This is a genomic window from Enterobacter sp. QK-SA4 (genome assembly GCF_056856775.1).
Map to the genome: position 1 here is coordinate 263,578 of NZ_JBXFXH010000007.1, position 21,408 is coordinate 284,985.

The 21,408-nt window shown below is 50.3% G+C and carries 19 protein-coding genes; 13 read left to right on the top strand and 6 right to left on the bottom strand.

Features of this window, described 5'->3' with window-relative positions; genetic code table 11:
- Positions 1-63 precede the first annotated feature (63 nt).
- From copM to silR, 4 genes are all read right to left on the bottom strand, one after another.
- Positions 64-414 (bottom strand): CopM family metallochaperone, encoded by a 351-nt coding sequence (gene copM / locus AC1VYI_RS02710; protein ID WP_000647571.1) that lies wholly within the window; start codon positions 412-414, stop codon positions 64-66.
- Between the two features lie 147 nt (positions 415-561).
- Entirely contained in the window at positions 562-993 is a 432-nt protein-coding gene (gene silE / locus AC1VYI_RS02715) for a silver-binding protein SilE (RefSeq protein ID WP_000790485.1), read from the bottom strand.
- A gap of 244 nt (positions 994-1,237) precedes the next feature.
- Positions 1,238-2,725: a copper/silver sensor histidine kinase SilS gene (gene silS / locus AC1VYI_RS02720; RefSeq protein WP_134867052.1), complete on the bottom strand. Its 1,488-nt coding sequence runs from the start codon at positions 2,723-2,725 to the stop codon at positions 1,238-1,240.
- Positions 2,718-3,398: a copper/silver response regulator transcription factor SilR gene (gene silR / locus AC1VYI_RS02725; protein WP_000697968.1), complete on the bottom strand. Its 681-nt coding sequence runs from the start codon at positions 3,396-3,398 to the stop codon at positions 2,718-2,720. Before silR ends, silS begins: the two co-directional genes overlap by 8 nt.
- 189 nt (positions 3,399-3,587) lie before the next feature.
- On the opposite strand from silR, the gene silC reads away from it, so the two are divergent.
- The 7 genes from silC (at position 3,588) to AC1VYI_RS02760 (ending at position 13,256) form a co-directional block, all read left to right on the top strand.
- A complete protein-coding gene (silC, locus tag AC1VYI_RS02730) occupies positions 3,588-4,973 on the top strand; it encodes a Cu(+)/Ag(+) efflux RND transporter outer membrane channel SilC (protein ID WP_000475506.1) in 1,386 nt (461 codons plus the stop codon).
- Positions 4,974-5,000: 27 nt separating this feature from the next.
- Positions 5,001-5,354 carry a cation efflux system protein CusF gene (cusF, locus tag AC1VYI_RS02735; protein ID WP_001246155.1) on the top strand — a complete coding sequence of 118 codons (354 nt, stop codon included), beginning with the start codon at positions 5,001-5,003 and terminating at the stop codon, positions 5,352-5,354.
- Between the two features lie 113 nt (positions 5,355-5,467).
- Positions 5,468-6,760, top strand: coding sequence for a Cu(+)/Ag(+) efflux RND transporter periplasmic adaptor subunit SilB (gene silB, locus AC1VYI_RS02740; RefSeq protein WP_000157620.1), 1,293 nt, complete (start codon positions 5,468-5,470; stop codon positions 6,758-6,760).
- Between the two features lie 10 nt (positions 6,761-6,770).
- Positions 6,771-9,917 carry a Cu(+)/Ag(+) efflux RND transporter permease subunit SilA gene (gene silA, locus AC1VYI_RS02745; protein WP_000574029.1) on the top strand — a complete coding sequence of 1,049 codons (3,147 nt, stop codon included), beginning with the start codon at positions 6,771-6,773 and terminating at the stop codon, positions 9,915-9,917.
- Between the two features lie 86 nt (positions 9,918-10,003).
- Positions 10,004-10,444, top strand: coding sequence for a DUF411 domain-containing protein (locus AC1VYI_RS02750; RefSeq protein WP_000758228.1), 441 nt, complete (start codon positions 10,004-10,006; stop codon positions 10,442-10,444).
- Positions 10,445-10,570: 126 nt separating this feature from the next.
- On the top strand, positions 10,571-13,018 hold the full coding sequence (gene silP, locus AC1VYI_RS02755; protein ID WP_001353604.1) for an Ag(+)-translocating P-type ATPase SilP: 2,448 nt from the start codon (positions 10,571-10,573) through the stop codon (positions 13,016-13,018).
- A 40-nt stretch (positions 13,019-13,058) separates the two neighbouring features.
- Positions 13,059-13,256, top strand: coding sequence for a DUF2933 domain-containing protein (locus AC1VYI_RS02760; protein WP_000843494.1), 198 nt, complete (start codon positions 13,059-13,061; stop codon positions 13,254-13,256).
- 33 nt (positions 13,257-13,289) lie between these two features.
- Here the strand turns inward: AC1VYI_RS02760 and AC1VYI_RS02765 are convergent, their stop codons facing one another.
- Together AC1VYI_RS02765 and AC1VYI_RS02770 are read right to left on the bottom strand one after the other, a co-directional pair.
- Positions 13,290-14,027 carry a peptidoglycan DD-metalloendopeptidase family protein gene (locus AC1VYI_RS02765; RefSeq protein ID WP_000287501.1) on the bottom strand — a complete coding sequence of 246 codons (738 nt, stop codon included), beginning with the start codon at positions 14,025-14,027 and terminating at the stop codon, positions 13,290-13,292.
- 288 nt (positions 14,028-14,315) lie between these two features.
- Positions 14,316-14,765: a copper resistance protein gene (locus AC1VYI_RS02770; protein ID WP_001023257.1), complete on the bottom strand. Its 450-nt coding sequence runs from the start codon at positions 14,763-14,765 to the stop codon at positions 14,316-14,318.
- Positions 14,766-14,999: 234 nt separating this feature from the next.
- Between AC1VYI_RS02770 and pcoA the strand changes: the two genes are divergently transcribed.
- From pcoA to pcoS, 6 genes are read left to right on the top strand one after another with little or no spacing between them, the layout of a single operon-like run.
- Complete coding sequence (pcoA, locus tag AC1VYI_RS02775; protein WP_000925240.1) at positions 15,000-16,817, top strand: multicopper oxidase PcoA; 1,818 nt, start codon at positions 15,000-15,002, stop codon at positions 16,815-16,817.
- Between the two features lie 5 nt (positions 16,818-16,822).
- Positions 16,823-17,713, top strand: coding sequence for a copper resistance outer membrane transporter PcoB (gene pcoB / locus AC1VYI_RS02780; protein WP_001378118.1), 891 nt, complete (start codon positions 16,823-16,825; stop codon positions 17,711-17,713).
- Between the two features lie 39 nt (positions 17,714-17,752).
- Positions 17,753-18,133, top strand: coding sequence for a copper resistance system metallochaperone PcoC (pcoC, locus tag AC1VYI_RS02785; protein ID WP_000025662.1), 381 nt, complete (start codon positions 17,753-17,755; stop codon positions 18,131-18,133).
- A gap of 55 nt (positions 18,134-18,188) precedes the next feature.
- Positions 18,189-19,067 (top strand): copper resistance inner membrane protein PcoD, encoded by an 879-nt coding sequence (pcoD, locus tag AC1VYI_RS02790; protein WP_229692861.1) that lies wholly within the window; start codon positions 18,189-18,191, stop codon positions 19,065-19,067.
- A 54-nt stretch (positions 19,068-19,121) separates the two neighbouring features.
- Positions 19,122-19,802 carry a copper response regulator transcription factor PcoR gene (gene pcoR / locus AC1VYI_RS02795; RefSeq protein ID WP_001188930.1) on the top strand — a complete coding sequence of 227 codons (681 nt, stop codon included), beginning with the start codon at positions 19,122-19,124 and terminating at the stop codon, positions 19,800-19,802.
- The gene (pcoS, locus tag AC1VYI_RS02800) at positions 19,799-21,199 is read left to right on the top strand and encodes a copper resistance membrane spanning protein PcoS (protein WP_001211180.1); all 1,401 of its coding nucleotides are present in this window, start codon (positions 19,799-19,801) and stop codon (positions 21,197-21,199) included. Before pcoR ends, pcoS begins: the two co-directional genes overlap by 4 nt.
- Positions 21,200-21,408 lie beyond the last annotated feature (209 nt).

Sequence of the window (21,408 nt, forward strand, 5' to 3'; positions counted from 1 at the left end):
TTAACCGACTCCCGCGCCCAGGAACGATGTAAAATCACGCTTGTCGTGACATTTCTACAATGTTTACTTTTGACTATCAAGCCATTTATTCATCTGCTCAATTTCACCTTTTTGAGCTTTAATGATGTCCTGCGCGAGCTTTCTCATTTTCGGATCTTTTCCGTATTTGAGCTCGGTCTCAGCCATTGCTATTGCCCCTTCATGGTGCGCTACCATGCCTTTCGCAAAAGCCTTGTCGGGATCGGACTCATTTACGGCAGCCATCATTTTGTCATGCATGTCTTTCATGCCAGCCATATATTCCTGTGACGAAGCCGAGGTAGACATATCAGTCATTTTCATTTCTGAATGTTCTGCTGAAATCGCTGGCAGGGATAACATTAATACTGCAAATAAAGTGTTTCTGGCTTTCATAAAAAATATCCTTTTAGCGTTGATGCCCGTTAACTGTAGCAGAATCTGATAAAAATGCCCCCTGTAGGGGGCAAAGATGTTGCCATATATCCGGTTACGGAAAAATCTATCAAGGAAATAAGGACAGCACAGATACTTCCCTCGCCGTCAGCCTGCACTGAGCATGCGACGATGCGCTTCGGCCATGGCCTGATGTGGGCCAGACTGACCGTTATTCATAAATTCATGGGCAACTGCAGCTCTTTCATGCTCATTCATTGCCGCTAATGACTTCGACGGCCCGGTAGGGGAAACGGTCTGACTTCCCATCATCCTCTGATGACTTTCCACCATTTTCTGGTGCGCATCCGCCGACCCGTTCGTCATGGTTTCATGAGCAATAATGGCCTGTTCATGCTGGTCCATACCGGCCATACGAGGTGCAGTCCCCTGGATCCCGACAGGAGCCGCAGCAGACTGCATCTGGTGAGCAGGTGCCTGTGCATTGTTGACCCGCTCATGGATATTCACGGTTTCAGTGGCCCAGGCCGAAGAAATTAAGCCAAAGCCCAGCAAGGATGCTAATACGATATTTTTCATGATAACTCTCCATTTCTTAATTAGTGATGTCCGGGGGAGTACAACCGGTGTTTTCAGTTCCATAACTGAAACAGGTTCGGAAGTGTTTATTTCTCCGGGAGGGGACTGGATATTCATTTCCTGGCGTCCACTGACGCCGGATATTGATAAAGCAATCCAGCCTTCCTGATAAGTTGCACTAATTATATCGAATGGCTTCTGTTTGCTGCATGACAGGCTAATGACATCTTTGTCATTTAAATCTTTATTCCCAGCACTGGGTGTCCGGAATCATTTTCTCCAGTCTGGGCACGGATAAGATAAAACGCGTTGAGTGTACGTCCGATTCCACCTGCACTCTTCCGTGATGTGCTTCCACGATTGACTTCACAATCGCAAGGCCGATGCCGCTGCCTTCTCCTTTTCGTTGTCTGGACGGATCCACCCGATAAAAACGGTCAAACAACCTTGATAAATGCTCTTCAGGGATTGGTTTCCCCGGATTTTCAATCACAAGGTCAAAAAAGCTCTCCTGCTCTCTTATTGAGACGGTGATTGCCTGTCCCTCCGGGGTATAACGCAGGGCATTGGATAACAGATTATTGATCGCCCTTCTGAACATTTGTGGATCTCCCTCAACCAGGCAGGGCATCCCGTTAAATTTGAGCGTGATATTGCGTTCTTCGGCCCAGGCTTCGAAAAACTCGAAGACTTTCATGACTTCCGCTCTGAGGTCAAACATGACCCTGTCAGGTATCAGCTGATTATTATCTGCCTGTGCCAGGAACAGCATATCGCTGACCATTTTGGTCATCCGGTTATACTCTTCAAGACTGGAATAGAGGACATCCTCAAGTTCCCTCTGTGTTCGATCCTGACTCAGTGCGATTTCAGTCTGCGTCACCGTCACCAGATTGGTGATGGGCGTTCTGATCTCATGCGCGATATCGGCAGAGAAATTGGCCTGGCGGGTAAAGACATCCTCAATCTTTCCAATCATATGATTGAACGAGATAACCAGTTGCTCCAGCTCAATGGGAACGCGTGTCGGTTCCAGTCGCGCATCAAGATTCTCGGAGGTGATGTTTTTAATGGCATTGCTGACATTACGAAGGGGCAGGTGCCCCTGACGGACAGCGATTCGAATGATCAGAACAATCAACAGGCTTATCACGACGGCAATCGCAATCAGGTTCTTTTTCAGCGCATCGAGGTAATGGAGATGGAAATTAATGGATAGGCCAGTCAGCATGACATAGTTCTGCTGTTTGCCCTGAAATATCGCCTGACCAGAGGAGGCGATAATCCTGTATGTTTCCATCTTCATTTCGGACCCGGTATCCATCGGTCCCGCAGGATCCTCCACCGTCCAGAGAAAGACATCCCGTGCGCGGCTGTGCTCGCTAAAATCTGCTGAATTCACTGCCGGGCGTAGTGCCGCCCCCTGAGCTGAGCTAAAGAGCACTTCCCCCCTGGGATTGAGGAGCAAAAGGGCAACGTTGCGGTAGCTGGCAATTGATTCCTTTATTTTGCTTATTTTTTTATCATCCGGATCCACCGGGGACTGCAGTATACGGTTCAGTGTGGTGCTGATTTGTTGAAGATCGCTGACATCCTGCTCGGCAAAATGATTTTCAACAGAATGCAGCATAAACCAGGTGAATGCGATAAAAGCCAGTATCGTGGACAGGCTGATAAAAAAGGTCAGCCGCAGAGCGAGTGAGAAAGGGCGTCTGGAAGGTTTGCTATGCATCCGGGACCTCCAGCATGTAGCCCACGCCCCGGACTGTCTGGATCAGCTTTGTCTCGTAATCGTTGTCTATTTTAGCGCGGAGTCGCTTTACTGCGACATCGATCGCATTAGTGTCGCTGTCAAAATTCATGTCCCAGACCTGAGAGGCAATCAGGGAGCGGGGAAGAACCTCTCCCTGATGGCGAATGAAGAATTCCAGCAGGCTGAACTCTTTACTGGTGAGCACAATGCGGTTTCCGGCGCGACTGACTTTTCTGGATACGAGATCAATCGAGAGGTCAGCCACCTTAAACTGGCTTTCCGTGATCATCGTGTTTCCCCGCCTCAGAAGGGTTCTCACCCGGGCGAGCAGTTCGGCAAACGCAAAGGGTTTAACCAGATAATCGTCCGCACCCAGTTCCAGTCCTTTGACCCTATGTTCGATCGTGCCGAGGGCTGTCAGCAGTAAGACCGGCATACCCTTTCCGGCAGTGCGCAGCATGCGGATGATATCCCAGCCGTTCACATCAGGTAGCATGATATCCAGAATGACTAAATCATACTCGGCTGTCATGGCGAGATGATATCCGGTAAGACCATTATCAGCGTGATCCACTACGAACCCTGCCTCTGTAAGCCCTTTGCTGAGATATTCACCTGTTTTAATTTCGTCTTCGACGATCAATATTTTCATCTTGCTCCCCGGCTGGCTGCTAATGTCATTCTATTGCGCCCACGATCGTTATCAACGGATTACAGCAAAAATGACAACATTGTCATTATCCTGTCACCCGGCAAACAGAGAGCGTTAGGTAAAGTACCCCTATCAATACTCTGGACTTCATTTGAACCATTTACCAGGTCTGCCTGGACGAGAAGCGTTATGTTCAAATTAAAATTACTCAGCATTAGCACGATATTCATCCTGGCAGGCTGCGTGTCGCTTGCGCCTGAATATCAGCGGCCCGCAGCACCGGTACCCCAGCAGTTTTCACTGTCCCATAACAGCCTGACGCCAGCGGTAAATGGCTATCAGGATACGGGCTGGCGTAACTTTTTTGTCGATCCCCAGGTTACCCGGTTGATCGGTGAAGCTCTGACTAATAACCGTGATTTGAGAATGGCTGCCCTGAAGGTTGAAGAGGCCCGAGCCCAGTTCAACGTCACGGATGCAGATCGTTATCCCCAGCTGAATGCCTCATCCGGGATAACATACAGCGGTGGTCTGAAAGGTGACAAGCCGACCACACAGGAGTACGACGCGAGACTGGAGCTCAGCTATGAGCTCGATTTTTTCGGCAAACTTAAGAACATGAGTGATGCTGATCGCCAGAACTACTTTGCCAGCGAAGAAGCCCGTCGGGCCGTACACATCCTGCTGGTATCCAACGTTTCACAAAGCTATTTCAGCCAGCAACTGGCGTACGAACAACTTCGTATTGCGCGGGAAACGCTGAAAAATTATCAACAGTCCTATGCTTTCGTTGAGCAGCAGCTCGTGACCGGGAGTACGAACGTTCTGGCACTTGAACAGGCGCGAGGACAAATCGAAAGTACCCGCGCCGAAATAGCCAAACGAGAAGGCGATCTGGCTCAGGCAAACAATGCCCTGCAACTGGTGCTGGGAACGTACCGCGCACTTCCGTCAGAAAAAGGGATGAAAGGCGGGGAGATAGCCCCAGTAAAATTGCCACCAAATCTGTCTTCACAAATTTTGCTGCAGCGACCGGATATTATGGAAGCGGAATATCAGCTGAAAGCGGCTGATGCCAATATTGGCGCAGCGCGAGCGGCCTTTTTCCCCTCAATTACCCTGACCAGTGGTCTTTCCGCAAGCAGTACGGAGCTGTCCAGCCTGTTTACGTCAGGAAGTGGAATGTGGAATTTTATCCCTAAAATTGAAATTCCTATATTTAATGCTGGCAGGAATAAAGCCAATCTGAAGCTGGCTGAAATTCGCCAGCAACAGTCGGTGGTTAATTACGAACAAAAAATTCAGTCAGCCTTTAAGGATGTTTCCGACACGCTTGCGCTGCGCGACAGCCTTAGCCAGCAACTTGAGTCACAGCAGCGTTATCTTGATTCACTTCAGATAACTCTCCAGCGTGCCAGAGGATTGTATGCAAGTGGTGCTGTCAGTTACATCGAAGTGCTGGATGCAGAACGTTCCCTCTTCGCTACCCAGCAAACCATTCTCGATCTTACCTATTCCCGGCAGGTTAACGAAATTAATCTGTTTACCGCGCTGGGTGGCGGTTGGGTAGAGTAAATTTATTTAATTAATCAGGAAATTAAAATGCGTAATTCACTTAAAGCCGTTTTATTTGGTGCCTTCTCTGTCATGTTTTCTGCCGGTCTTCATGCTGAAACACATCAGCATGGCGATATGAATACTGCCAGTGATGCTTCGGTACAGCAAGTTATCAAGGGCACCGGTGTCGTTAAAGACATTGATATGAATACTAAGAAAATCACCATTTCGCATGAAGCAATTCCAGCGGTGGGCTGGCCTGCAATGACCATGCGCTTTACTTTTGTTAATGCAGACGATGCTATTAATGCCCTGAAAACAGGCAACCATGTCGATTTCTCGTTTATTCAGCAGGGCAATATCTCCTTACTCAAAAGCATTAACGTGACGCAGTCCTGATTGGCTGTCCGGAGCGATTACATCCTGTGCGCCTGTACATTCACATAGGTATATGTGTGAGTTAACCGTCAGGCGCATATGCCAGGTGTTTTGATTTTTTAGCGGAAAATTGTATGGCTTCTTTAAAGATAAAATATGCTGCAATAATTATCAGCAGCCTCATAGCAGGGGGGCTGATATCGGTTACTGCCTGGCAGTATGTAAACTCAGCACAAAAGACAGAAAAAACAGAACAAAAGGCACCGGAACGAAAGGTGCTTTTCTGGTATGACCCAATGAAACCGGATACCAAATTTGATAAACCCGGAAAATCGCCCTTTATGGATATGGACCTGGTGCCAAAATATGCTGATGACAGTGGCGATAAAAGCAGTGGCGGGATCCGTATCGACCCAACCCAGGTTCAGAATCTGGGATTAAAAACGCAAAAAGTCACGCGAGGAATGCTGAATTATTCTCAGACAATCCCGGCTAATGTCAGCTATAACGAGTATCAGTTTGTTATTGTGCAGGCGCGTTCTGACGGGTTTGTCGAAAAAGTCTACCCCATGACGATTGGCGATCATGTGAAGAAGGGGACGCCACTTATCGATATTACCATTCCGGACTGGGTGGAAGCACAGAGTGAATTCCTTCTGTTATCCAGCACCGGTGGTACTTCCACGCAAATTAAAGGCGTTCTGGAACGGCTTCGCCTGGCAGGTATGCCGGAAGAGGATATTCAGAGACTGCGTTCTACCCGGAGCATTCAGACCCGTTTTACCATTAAAGCACCTATTGATGGTGTCATTACTGCATTTGACCTGCGCACCGGCATGAATATTTCGAAAGATAAGGTGGTGGCTCAGATTCAGGGAATGGACCCGGTCTGGATCAGCGCTGCAGTGCCAGAATCTATCGCCTATCTGCTGAAAGATACGTCGCAGTTTGAAATTTCGGTACCGGCTTATCCGGATAAAACATTCCATGTCGAAAAATGGAATATTCTTCCCAGCGTGGATCAGACAACCCGTACGCTTCAGGTCCGTCTCCAGGTTTCTAATAAGGATGAGTTTCTCAAGCCGGGCATGAATGCCTATCTGAAACTGAATACCAGAAGCCAGGAGATGCTGCTGATACCAAGCCAGGCCGTTATCGATACCGGCAAAGAACAGCGCGTGATTACTGTTGATGATGAAGGCAAGTTTGTGCCGAAACAGATCCACGTTCTGCATGAGTCACAGCAACAGTCCGGCATCGGCTCCGGCCTGAATGAAGGCGATACCGTGGTGGTCAGTGGCCTGTTCCTCATTGACTCTGAAGCCAATATTACGGGCGCACTGGAACGTATGCGCCACCCTGAAAAAACAGAAAGCAGTATGCCAGCAATGTCTGACCAGCCTGTAAATATGCATTCAGGGCACTGAGGAGACGACGATGATTGAATGGATTATCCGGCGCTCTGTCGCCAACCGTTTCCTGGTCATGATGGGGGCCCTGTTTCTCAGCATCTGGGGCACATGGACGATTATTAACACGCCTGTCGATGCCTTGCCTGACCTGTCAGATGTGCAGGTCATTATCAAAACCAGCTATCCCGGCCAGGCCCCGCAGATTGTAGAAAACCAGGTCACCTATCCACTTACCACCACCATGCTGTCCGTGCCTGGCGCAAAAACCGTGCGTGGTTTTTCACAGTTCGGTGATTCGTATGTGTATGTCATTTTTGAAGACGGCACCGATCTGTACTGGGCCCGTTCCCGCGTGCTGGAGTACCTGAACCAGGTACAGGGAAAACTGCCCGCCGGTGTGAGTTCTGAAATCGGTCCGGACGCCACGGGGGTGGGCTGGATATTTGAATATGCCCTTGTCGATCGCAGCGGAAAACACGACCTTTCAGAACTGCGTTCTCTGCAGGACTGGTTCCTGAAATTTGAGCTGAAAACCATCCCGAACGTGGCTGAGGTCGCTTCGGTTGGCGGCGTGGTGAAACAGTACCAGATTCAGGTCAATCCGGTAAAATTGTCTCAGTATGGTATCAGCCTGCCCGAAGTGAAACAGGCCCTTGAATCGTCTAACCAGGAGGCCGGTGGCTCATCCGTTGAAATGGCCGAAGCTGAGTATATGGTCCGTGCCAGCGGTTATCTTCAGAGCATTGATGATTTTAATAACATCGTCCTGAAAACAGGCGAGAACGGCGTGCCGGTTTATCTGCGGGATGTTGCCCGCGTGCAGACCGGGCCTGAAATGCGGCGTGGTATTGCCGAGCTGAACGGCCAGGGCGAAGTCGCTGGCGGCGTGGTGATCCTGCGGTCGGGTAAAAATGCACGCGACGTTATCACGGCAGTGAGGGATAAACTTGAGACGCTGAAGGCCAGCCTGCCGGAAGGCGTTGAAATCGTGACCACCTACGATCGCAGCCAGCTCATCGACCGGGCGATTGATAACCTCAGTTCCAAACTTCTGGAAGAGTTTATCGTGGTGGCCATCGTCTGTGCCCTGTTCCTGTGGCACGTACGTTCTGCCCTGGTGGCGATTATCTCTCTGCCGCTTGGTCTGTGTATCGCCTTTATCGTCATGCACTTCCAGGGACTGAACGCCAATATCATGTCGCTGGGAGGGATAGCGATTGCCGTCGGTGCGATGGTGGATGCCGCCATTGTGATGATTGAGAATGCGCATAAGCGGCTTGAGGAGTGGGATCATCAGCATCCGGGTGAACAGATTGACAACGCCACCCGCTGGAAGGTGATTACCGATGCCTCCGTTGAAGTGGGACCCGCACTGTTTATCAGCCTGCTGATCATCACCCTGTCCTTTATTCCTATCTTTACCCTGGAAGGTCAGGAAGGACGTCTGTTTGGCCCGCTGGCATTCACGAAAACGTACTCCATGGCGGGCGCGGCCGCGCTGGCCATCATCGTCATTCCGATTCTGATGGGATTCTGGATCCGGGGGAAAATTCCTGCAGAGACCAGTAACCCCCTGAACCGGGTACTGATCAAAGCGTATCATCCATTGCTGTTGCGGGTTCTCCACTGGCCAAAAACAACCCTGCTGGTTGCGGCCTTGTCCATTTTCACCGTTATCTGGCCGCTGAGCCAGGTGGGCGGTGAGTTTCTGCCGAAGATTAACGAGGGCGACCTGTTGTATATGCCGTCGACCCTGCCGGGTGTCTCTCCGGCTGAAGCTGCAGCGCTCCTGCAGACGACGGACAAGTTAATCAAAAGCGTTCCTGAAGTGGCCTCTGTATTTGGCAAGACCGGTAAAGCAGAGACCGCCACGGATTCCGCACCGCTCGAAATGGTTGAAACCACGATCCAGCTCAAACCTGAGGATCAGTGGCGTCCAGGCATGACGATTGACAAGATTATTGAAGAACTCGACAGGACCGTCCGTTTACCGGGGCTGGCAAACCTCTGGGTGCCGCCAATCCGTAACCGTATTGATATGCTCTCAACCGGGATCAAAAGCCCGATAGGTATCAAGGTGTCCGGAACGGTTCTGTCCGATATCGATGCAACGGCGCAGAGTATCGAAGCGGTCGCCAAAACCGTACCCGGCGTAGTGTCTGCTCTCGCAGAGCGACTGGAAGGCGGGCGCTACATTGATGTGGATATCAACCGGGAAAAAGCCTCCCGCTACGGAATGACGGTGGGCGATGTGCAGCTGTTCATCTCATCAGCCATCGGCGGCGCGACGGTAGGGGAAACGGTTGAAGGCGTGGCCCGGTACCCGATTAATATCCGCTATCCGCAGGATTACCGGAACAGCCCGCAGGCCCTGAAACAGATGCCGATCCTGACCCCGATGAAGCAGCAGATCACGCTGGGCGATGTTGCGGATATTAAGGTCGTTTCCGGGCCGACTATGCTGAAAACGGAAAATGCCCGTCCAGCCAGCTGGATTTACATTGACGCGCGCGGCAGGGATATGGTGTCGGTGGTTAATGACATTAAAACGGCGATCAGTCAGAAAGTGAAACTGAGACCGGGTACCAGCGTGTCATTCTCCGGACAGTTTGAACTGCTTGAGCATGCCAACAAGAAACTGAAGCTGATGGTGCCGATGACGGTGATGATCATCTTCATCCTGTTGTATCTGGCATTCCGCCGGGTTGATGAAGCCCTGCTGATCCTGATGAGCCTGCCGTTCGCCCTGGTTGGCGGGATATGGTTCCTGTACTGGCAGGGCTTCCATATGTCTGTCGCAACCGGAACGGGGTTTATCGCTCTGGCCGGGGTGGCAGCAGAGTTTGGCGTGGTCATGCTGATGTATCTGCGTCATGCCATTGAAGCGCACCCGGAATTGTCCCGTAAAGAGACGTTCACACCGGAAGGCCTTGATGAAGCCCTCTATCATGGTGCCGTACTGCGTGTCCGGCCGAAAGCCATGACCGTGGCGGTGATCATTGCGGGTCTGCTGCCAATACTCTGGGGAACCGGTGCAGGTTCAGAAGTCATGAGCCGTATCGCGGCACCCATGATTGGTGGGATGATCACGGCTCCGCTGCTGTCCCTGTTCATTATTCCTGCCGCCTACAAATTAATCTGGCTGCGCAGACATAAAAAAAGCGTGTCCTGAACCTGAAAGGGCACCCCCTGTGGGTGTCCTTCTTTACTGATTCACCCTGACGTCAGGGTTTAAATCGATAATATACAGAGGTGAGTATGAAAAAAGTGGTTCTGATGGCGCTGGCTCTCGGCCTTTCACTGCCCGCGATGGCGAGTGAAAAAGTGATTGATATGTACAAATCTGAAAACTGTGGCTGTTGTTCCCTGTGGGGCAAGGCGATGGAAAAAGACGGGTTTGAAGTACGAACTCACGTCATGAATGATCAGGCGCTGTCAGCCCTGAAAGAAAAGCATGCTATTCCTGCAGGACTGCGAAGTTGTCATACCGCGGTTGCCGGTAATTTGATCATTGAAGGCCATGTGCCTGCGACAACGATACATAAGGCAATGCAGTCTGGTTCAGGTATATACGGTCTCGCCACCCCCGGTATGCCAGCAGGAAGTCCTGGAATGGAGATGGGAGCCCGAAAAGAGGCTTACGATGTTATCGCATTCTCACCGGATGGAAGTAAAAAAGTCTTCCAGCGAATCGAATAGTCAGCGGAACGGCTGATAACGGGACGCCGGTAGCAGGCACTCCTGTGCCGGCGATATTCGTGGTAATCGCATCCATGACATACCCTGAAGACAGAAGATGCTTCGGTATGCATAAGGAGAGTTACTGTGAAAAATGACAATGCAGTGCAACACAACAACCAGACTGCTTCTGAGCAGACATTATCCCCGGACGAGGGCCACGTATTGCATAAGGTGAGAGATCCCGTGTGCGGGATGGCCATCCTGCCCGACAGGGCGCACAGCAGCATTCGATACCAGGACCATCAACTTTATTTCTGCTCCGCCAGCTGTGAGAGTAAATTTAAAGCCCATCCCGATCGTTATCTTACCGAAGATGCCAGTGAACATTCCCATCACCATCACCACGATCATCACGAAGTCAGCCCTGATCAGATAAAACAGCCTCACCACCAGGCGGAAAAAGAGAATTCTGAAGGTGTGTGGACATGTCCGATGCACCCGGAGATACGCCGCAGTGGTCCCGGAAGCTGTCCTGTCTGTGGAATGGCACTGGAGCCGCTCGTAGCTACGGCATCCACGGGGCCGAGTGATGAACTTCACGACATGACAAGACGCTTCTGGCTGGGGTTGTTGCTGGCGTTTCCGGTTCTGGTACTCGAAATGGGATCTCATCTGTTTCCCGAGTTGAGGAATACAGTACCGCCACAGTACAACACATGGCTGCAGCTGCTTCTGGCCTCCCCTGTCGTGTTGTGGTGTGGCTGGCCATTCTTCGCCCGGGCCGGAATGTCGTTACGTAACCGCTCCCTGAATATGTTTACCCTTGTTGCAATGGGGACCGGCGTAGCCTGGGTTTACAGCGTCATTGCAACCGTCTTCCCCTCCTGGTTTCCTGCATCGTTCAGAAACATGGATGGCCTGGTGGCCGTTTATTTTGAAGCCGCAGCAGTTATTACGGTGCTTGTTCTGCTGGGACAGGTTCTTGAGCTGCGGGCACGGGAACAAACCTCAGGCGCCATTACTGCGCTTCTGAACCTTGCCCCCAAAACCGCCAGACGGCTGGATCATGACGGTCATGAAACGGATATTAATGCGGAAGATGTCCTGCCTGGCGATAAGCTCCGCATCAGACCTGGAGAGAGTATTCCGGTCGACGGTATCGTGATCGAAGGCAAAACAACCGTTGATGAATCGATGGTGACCGGGGAATCTATGCCGGTTACCAAAACGGAGGGTGACCCTGTCATCGGGGGGACCATTAATCAGACAGGGAGTCTCATCATCCGTGCAGAGAAAGTCGGTGATGAAACAATGCTCTCACGAATTGTTCAGATGGTCGCTGATGCACAGCGTTCGCGTGCCCCCATCCAGAGAATGGCTGACAGCGTTTCAGGCTGGTTTGTTCCTCTGGTGATACTTATCGCGGTTGTTGCTTTCGTGATCTGGTCTGTCTGGGGGCCCGAGCCCAGGATGGCGCACGGTCTCATTGCGGCTGTGTCGGTCCTGATTATTGCCTGTCCCTGCGCGCTGGGGCTGGCCACGCCGATGTCGATAATGGTGGGGGTGGGCAAAGGAGCCCAGGCCGGGGTGTTAATCAGGAATGCCGAAGCCCTTGAGCGTCTTGAAAAAGTGGACACGCTGGTTGTCGACAAAACAGGCACGCTCACGGAAGGTTCGCCTACGGTGACAGGGATTATCAGTCTCAATCCGGGTGGGGAAACATCTCTTTTGCGTGTAACAGCCGCAGTGGAAAAAGGCTCGCAGCATCCGCTGGGTATGGCAGTAGTTAAAGCAGCACAGGAAAAGGGGATCGCAATACCCGCAGTCACTCATTTCGATGCACCGTCGGGTAAAGGTGTCTCAGGCGATGTCGAAGGTCAACGGGTTGTTATTGGTAATGAACTGGCTATGCAGGAAAACAGTATAGTTATTGATAATCAAAAGGCCGTTGCGGATACGTTGCGGATGGAAGGCGCTACCGTTATCTATGTGGCCACAGACGGGGACCTTGCAGGCCTGATAGCTATCTCGGATCCCGTGAAAACAACCACGCCGGATGCGCTTAAAGCTTTGCGTCAGGCGGGGATCCGCATCGTTATGCTCACCGGGGATAACCAGCTTACTGCTGAAGCAGTCGCACGGAAACTGGGAATAGATGAGGTTGAAGCCGGAATTCTGCCGGATGGCAAAAAAGCAGTGATAACCCGACTGAAAGAGTCTGGCCATGTGGTTGCGATGGCCGGAGACGGTGTGAATGATGCCCCGGCGCTGGCAGCGGCTGACGTGGGTATAGCCATGGGAACGGGTACAGATGTGGCAATTGAAAGTGCCGGAGTCACCCTTCTCAAAGGCGACTTGATGATACTGAACAGGGCCCGTCATCTGTCAGAGATCACCATGAAAAATATCCGTCAGAATCTGTTTTTTGCATTTATCTACAACGCACTTGGCGTGCCTGTGGCTGCAGGTCTGCTTTATCCTGTGTATGGAATACTGCTGTCGCCAGTTATTGCGGCGGCGGCCATGGCTCTTTCCTCCGTCAGCGTCATTGTGAATGCGTTGCGTCTGAAAAGTGTCAGGCTCGGGAAATAACACTGAGTGAAGGGTCAGTTACGAACAGAAGGAGTCCAGTATGAAAAGTACCACCTATGCGCTTATTGCTGTCGCCGCGATCGCGGCATTTGCCCTCCTGCGCGAACACTGGTCACATGTGGCAGGTTACTGGCCATATCTGTTATTGCTGGTCTGCCCGCTAATGCATCTTTTCCACGGCCACGGAGGGCATGGAGATCATCAACATCACGGAAGTGAAAACGATAAAAAAAATTAATCCGGCAGACGGGGCCGCGTCGCGGTCCCGTTATCAGTCCAGGTATCGTTCGTAGTCTCTGGCATGCGCAAAGGCATGCTGTTCGAGTTTGTTATCAGCGGGTGCCGCTGCCCGGAACGCCAGAGAGTTAACAGGGTTGTTATTGATGACCAGCTCGTAATGCAGATGAGGACCGGATGAACGTCCGCTGTTACCGGATAACGCAATAGCACCTCCCCGTGTAACCCTGGCCCCTTTAGTAACGAGTATTTTATTGAGGTGGAGATAGCGAGTTTTAACACCGGCTTTTCCCGTTACTTCAACAAAATATCCCATGGTACTGTTGTATTCGGCCCGGGTGATTTTTCCGTCGATGACGCTGACTATTTTCGTGTTCATGGGCATGGAATAATCAATGCCATTATGGGGACTCACTTTTCCCGATACCGGGTTAAGTCTTGCAGGATTGAAAGGCGAACTGAGTCTTGCTGTGGCCGGTAACGGATAATCGAGACTGCCTTTCCCGGAAGTATCGGAAAGGTTATAGAACTTTTTATCTGATATACGATACGCCGTGTAATTAAATGAACCGGACGTAAATTTATAGGCCACGACACGTGATTTTCCCGCTTTCTTTTGCAGTACGAGTTTTAATGATTCATTTTTTTTCAAATGCCGCAGATTAAACCGGGAAGGCAAGGAGCGCTGAAGAGTAGCGATCTCGTTCGATTCCAGCCCCGAGCGGGTGGCTGAAAGGTAGGCATTTTCTTTTACGACATCGGTAGAATACATTTACTGGAATTCGCCGTTAGCATGAACACTGCGGCGTATGCTAGGGGTTTTCAGGAGGCGTGTCATCTGTCAGTTAATCGGGAGCACCGTTGATGGTCGTCATTTTTGTAACATATCTTGTTTCCCGTTTGCTCCTGAAGCTCTGGGAACTGTATGACCAGCCCGACGGTGATGATTAACGGGACTGAAACAGGTTACGGCAGAGCAATATGGGGCTCATGTCCTGCTACGTAACCCGTCAGTAAAGCCCTGCTGCGCACCTGACGCTAAGCACTAACCCGCCTGCAGTTACCTGGTCGAATACAGCCCGCGAAGCTTTCTTGCCTGCGTCTGATGTGCTTCCGCACCGGCATTATTGACCTGCTCATGCACGAGAGCGGCTTTTTCTCCGGCATTCAGTTCGTTAAAAGAAGAAGACGAGGTCTTTGAATTTGCATCACTGCCGGACAGCATTTTTTTATGTTCCTCAATCATTTTCTGATGCGCATAGGACGCGCTGTTGTTCATAAATGAATGAGCAACAATGGCCCTTTCATGTTCATTCATTTCAGAGAATGAGGGCGTGTTGTTTTTATTAACCCTGTCCGGTAAGTTTTCATGCGTCGAGGAATTCACATGACTGACGGCTGAGGCATTATTAACAAATCGATGTGCTTCATGGGCAATATCACTGGACTGAGCAAAAGCTGCCCCACAAAATAAAGCTGTAAACGCAGTGGTCGTGATTAATATATTCATGTGTAATTACCTTCTGAGGTACATAAAAGATGTCCTTATGATCATATATAAAAATAATCAACCTGTGGGGAAGATGACGTAAATGTAATACAGCTATGTACATTACACGATTGTAATGAATTTGTTTCTTAAGGTGTGCTAGATTCATTTCATTGTAAGTGGATGAACCAGTAATTTAATTTAAATCGGTTCTCGAATTCTGTCAGTAACCATACTTTAAATAAGGGAATGCGCATGCTGTTGAAAACGTCTCGACGAACTTTCCTGAAGGGGTTAACCCTCTCTGGCGTAGCCGGAAGTCTTGGCGTATGGAGTTTCAATGCGCGTTCCAGTCTGAGCCTGCCAGTTGCCGCATCCCTGCAGGGTACTCAGTTTGACCTGACCATTGGTGAAACGGCCGTCAATATCACGGGCAGTGAGCGTCAGGCCAAAACAATCAATGGAGGCCTGCCGGGGCCCGTTCTTCGCTGGAAAGAAGGTGACACCATTACCCTGAAGGTCAAAAACCGTCTTAATGAACAGACGTCCATTCACTGGCACGGCATTATTCTTCCGGCCAATATGGATGGTGTTCCGGGGCTGAGTTTTATGGGCATAGAGCCTGATGATACCTACGTTTACACCTTTAAGGTTAAGCAGAACGGGACTTACTGGTACCACAGCCATTCCGGTCTGCAGGAACAGGAGGGGGTATACGGTGCCATTATCATCGATGCCGGGGAGCCAGAACCGTTTACTTACGATCGTGAGCATGTGGTCATGTTGTCTGACTGGACCGATGAAAATCCTCACAGCCTGCTGAAAAAATTAAAAAAACAGTCGGATTACTACAATTTCAATAAACCAACCGTTGGCTCTTTTTTCCGCGACGTGAATACCAGGGGGCTGTCAGCCACCATTGCCGATCGGAAAATGTGGGCTGAAATGAAAATGAATCCGACTGACCTCGCGGATGTCAGTGGCTACACCTACACCTATCTCATGAACGGGCAGGCCCCGCTGAAAAACTGGACCGGACTGTTCCGTCCCGGTGAAAAGATACGCTTACGGTTTATCAACGGCTCGGCAATGACCTATTTCGATATCCGTATCCCCGGGCTGAAAATGACGGTCGTGGCTGCAGATGGCCAGTATGTAAACCCGGTTACCGTTGACGAATTCAGGATTGCCGTTGCCGAAACCTATGATGTCATTGTGGAGCCTCAGGGTGAGGCCTATACCATCTTCGCACAATCCATGGACAGGACCGGTTACGCTCGAGGGACACTGGCCACGAGAGAGGGGTTAAGTGCTGCCGTTCCCCCCCTCGATCCCCGTCCTCTGTTGACCATGGAAGATATGGGTATGGGGGGAATGGGACATGATATGGCAGGAATGGACCACAGCCAGATGGGAGGCATGGATAACAGCGGAGAGATGATGTCTATGGACGGTGCTGACCTTCCGGATAGCGGGACATCCTCCGCGCCCATGGATCACAGCAGCATGGCCGGTATGGATCATTCCCGGATGGCCGGAATGCCGGGTATGCAAAGTCATCCTGCGTCAGAAACGGATAACCCACTGGTTGATATGCAGGCGATGAGCGTCTCTCCGAAATTAAATGATCCGGGTATTGGTCTTCGAAATAACGGAAGAAAGGTTCTCACGTACGCGGATTTGAAAAGCCGCTTTGAGGATCCTGACGGACGTGAACCTGGCCGTACCATAGAACTGCATTTAACCGGCCACATGGAAAAGTTTGCCTGGTCATTTAACGGAATCAAGTTTTCAGATGCCGCACCGGTGCTGCTGAAATACGGTGAGCGGCTCAGGATCACGCTGATCAACGATACCATGATGACTCACCCCATTCACCTGCATGGTATGTGGAGCGATCTGGAAGATGAAAACGGTAATTTCATGGTTCGTAAACACACAATAGATGTTCCCCCTGGTACAAAACGCAGTTACAGAGTGACAGCAGATGCGCTTGGCCGCTGGGCGTATCACTGCCATTTGCTCTATCACATGGAAATGGGAATGTTTCGTGAAGTCCGGGTGGAGGAATGATGCGAATGAAGAGAAATTTGAAGGCCATACCTGTTCTGGTCGCCGGTTTGTTTACCTCACAGCTTTCTATTGCGGCGGGCTCCGTCTCTGCAGATCCCCACGCCGGGCACGACATGTCTGCCATGCAGATGCCAGCAGATGAGAATTTCACTGAGATGACGTCAATGGAGCCCATTGTAACTGAGAGCAGAACGCCAATTCCGCCTGTTACCGATGCCGACCGGAAGGCTGCATTCGGCAATTTACAGGGGCATGCGATTCACGACAGTGCGATTAATTATCTGGTTCTGCTGGATCAACTGGAATGGCAACGGTCGGATAACACCAACAATTTCAGCTGGAGTGTTAACAGCTGGATTGGAGGCGACACAGATCGGATTTGGCTAAAGAGTGAAGGTGAACGAAGCAATGGGGAAACGGAGGCGGCTGAAGCGCAGTTACTCTGGGGACATGCGGTTGGCCCATGGTGGGATTTGGTTGCGGGTGTCAGGCAGGATTTCAGACCTGCTTCTGCCCGGACCTGGGCTGCTGTCGGTTTTCAGGGGCTGGCACTCTATAATTTTGAGTCTGAAATTACGGGTTTTGTCAGTAATGGCGGAAAAGCAGCCCTTCGTCTGGGAGGAGAATACGACGTTTTACTGACTAACCGGCTCATACTCCAGCCATCCTATGAGGTGAATTTCTACAGTCAGGATGATGAATCGCGGGGTCGCGGCAGGGGACTGACTGACACAGAGCTGGGGCTCCGGCTGCGCTATGAAATACGCCGTGAGTTTGCACCCTATATAGGCGTTTCCTGGAATCAACTTTACGGGAAAACATCCGATATGGCGAAAAGAGAAGGTGAGAAAGACCATCAGGTAGTATTCCTGGCGGGAGCCAGAATCTGGTTTTAACGCACTGATATAAAACACTCAACTAAACAGGTAAATAAAATGTCGATTTTAAATAAAGCCATTCTTACAGGTGGCCTCGTTATGGGCGTTGCTTTCTCTGCTATGGCCCATCCGGAATTAAAAAGCTCTGTGCCACAGGCTGATTCAGCCGTAGCGGCCCCGGAAAAGATTCAGCTTAATTTCTCGGAAAATCTGACCGTGAAATTCTCAGGTGCAAAATTAACGATGACGGGTATGAAAGGCATGTCATCACATTCTCCGATGCCGGTCGCGGCAAAAGTGGCGCCAGGCGCTGACCCTAAATCGATGGTCATTATTCCGCGAGAGCCTTTACCCGCTGGCACTTATCGTGTTGACTGGCGCGCGGTTTCTTCAGATACGCACCCTATTACCGGTAATTACACCTTTACAGTGAAGTAATATTATGAACGACCTGATTATGATTGTTATTCGTTTTCTTCTTTATCTGGATTTGATGGTAATATTTGGATTGCCATTTTTTCAGATATATGGAATAAGCGGTGTCAGACATGAAACCTATAACCTGACTAATTTCAGGTCGTTTATAACTTTTGCTGTTGTTACAGGCATCATTCTTACTGGCATTAATATGCTCCTGGTATCTAATGCCATGAGTGGAGTAACTGACCTCAGAGAATTATCCATCCATGTTATCGAGATGGTGATAGAAGAAACTGATGTGGGTATTAGCTGGATTGTCAGGCTCTGTGCCCTGTTTACCACACTCGGTGCTTTGTTCCTTTACACTAATAAGAGAGTATTGTCCTGCCTGCTGATGACGATGAGTGGGGGCGTGGCGCTGGCTACACTTGCCTGGGGAGGACACGCCGTTATGCATGACGGTCTGCATTACTATCTCCATTTACTGAGCGATCTGACCCATCTCGGCGCTGCAGGTGCCTGGACAGGTGCTCTGGTTGCATTTGCTATCCTGCTGATGCGCAGAAACGAGCATAATGCACAGAGCGTCATTGTGATATCTGACTCCCTGGCAAAATTTGCCACGGCAGGAACGGTGATTGTTGTAGCCCTGATCCTGAGTGCGCTGGTCAACTATCTGTATATTGCTGAGGGTAACTTAACTCCCTTATTCAACAGTTCCTGGGGGAGGATATTGCTTGCCAAGACGGCTCTGTTTGTTCTGATGCTTCTTCTGGCTGCAGCAAACCGGTTTCACCTGGGTCCCCGGCTTGAAGTTATGGTCAGGGAAGGGAATTATGATCGCAGCGTTGCCCTGATGCGAAACAGCATCCTGACAGAATTCGTTGTTGCGATTATCATTCTGGGCGCCGTAGCGTGGCTCGGAATGCTTGCTCCGTCTCAGGTCAGCTAGGGGACAGCCAAAGCTCATGCGTGAGATTTTTACTTTCATATCAGCGAGTTGACCATGCAGCGTATTTTAATCGTTGAAGACGAACAAAAAACAGGTCGTTACCTGCAGCAGGGACTGGTTGAGGAAGGCTATCAGGCCGATCTCTTTAATAATGGCCGCGATGGTCTCGGGGCCGCGTCGAAGGGACAGTATGATTTGATAATACTGGACGTGATGCTGCCTTTCCTCGACGGGTGGCAAATCATCAGCGCACTGAGGGAGTCCGGGCACGAAGAACCGGTCCTGTTTTTAACCGCAAAGGACAACGTGCGGGACAAAGTGAAAGGACTGGAGCTTGGCGCAGATGACTACCTGATTAAGCCCTTTGATTTTACGGAGCTGGTTGCACGTGTAAGAACCCTACTGCGCCGGGCACGCTCGCAGGCCGCAACAGTCTGCACCATCGCCGATATGACCGTTGATATGGTGCGCCGGACCGTGATCCGTTCGGGGAAGAAGATCCATCTCACCGGTAAAGAATACGTTCTGCTTGAGTTGCTGCTGCAACGCACCGGAGAAGTGTTACCCAGGAGTCTTATCTCGTCCCTGGTCTGGAACATGAATTTTGACAGTGATACGAATGTGATTGATGTCGCCGTGAGACGTCTGAGAAGTAAAATTGATGATGACTTTGAGCCAAAACTGATCCATACCGTTCGCGGTGCCGGATATGTCCTGGAGATCAGAGAAGAGTGAGGTTCAAAATTTCCCTGACCACACGCCTGAGCCTGATTTTTTCTGCGGTGATGCTTACGGTATGGTGGTTATCAAGTTTTATCCTGATTAGCACCCTTAATGGCTATTTCGATAATCAGGACCGCGATTTTCTGACAGGTAAACTTCAGCTCACCGAAGAGTTTCTTAAAACAGAGACGTTCAGGAACAAAACGGATATTAAGTCATTATCAGAAAAAATAAACGATGCGATGGTGGGGCACAATGGCTTATTCATTTCTATAAAAAACATGGAAAATGAAAAAATTGTTGAACTCTATGCCAAAAATTCTGTTGTTCCAGCGGTCCTGCTTAATAAGTCGGGTGATATTCTCGACTATATGATCCAGACGGAAGAAAATAACACCGTGTACCGCAGTATCTCGCGGCGGGTTGCCGTGACGCCGGAACAGGGTAAAAGCAAACATGTCATCATTACGGTTGCCACGGATACTGGGTATCACACCCTGTTTATGGACAAACTCAGTACCTGGCTGTTCTGGTTCAATATCGGTCTGGTCTTTATTTCTGTTTTTCTGGGCTGGCTGACCACACGTATTGGTCTGAAACCGCTACGGGAAATGACCAGTCTGGCTTCCTCCATGACCGTACACAGCCTGGATCAGCGTCTAAATCCCGATCTGGCTCCGCCGGAAATCTCTGAGACCATGCAGGAGTTCAATAATATGTTTGATCGCCTGGAGGGGGCATTCCGGAAACTGTCAGATTTCTCGTCTGACATCGCGCATGAGCTGCGCACACCAGTCAGTAATCTGATGATGCAGACGCAGTTTGCACTGGCTAAGGAAAGGGATGTTTCGCATTACCGCGAAATTTTATTCGCTAACCTGGAAGAACTGAAAAGGTTGTCACGAATGACCAGTGACATGCTTTTTCTGGCACGTTCAGAGCATGGTCTGCTGCGGCTGGATAAACATGATGTGGATCTGGCAGCCGAACTGAATGAATTACGTGAGTTGTTCGAGCCCCTGGCAGACGAAACAGGAAAGACAATCACGGTTGAAGGAGAGGGCGTTGTTGCCGGAGACAGCGATATGCTCCGACGTGCTTTCAGTAACCTGCTTTCCAATGCAATCAAGTATTCTCCCGATAACACCTGTACAGCGATACACCTTGAGCGTGACAGTGACTGTGTGAACGTGATGATTACGAATACGATGTCCGGCCAGGTTCCCGCTAATCTGGAACGTTTGTTTGACCGGTTCTATCGCGCAGACTCATCAAGGTTCTACAACACGGAAGGCGCGGGGCTGGGATTATCAATTACAAGGTCGATCATTCATGCTCACGGCGGCGAGCTGTCAGCAGAACAGCAGGGGCGTGAAATTGTGTTCAAAGTGCGCCTGTTAATGGATTAATCCCGTTGTTCAGGAGAAACCTGGAAGGTGACAAAATTGTCATCATTCAGTCACGCGATAAACAGAGGCGGTTTTTTATAATTATTCATAAATCAGGAGCAGCGTGATAACACAATCACCTGGTTCCTGGAGTGATGATTAACCCGCCCTGAGATCAACTGCTTTCTCTGTTATAAGCCATTGATTGTTTGGGTATGTAAACACCGGAG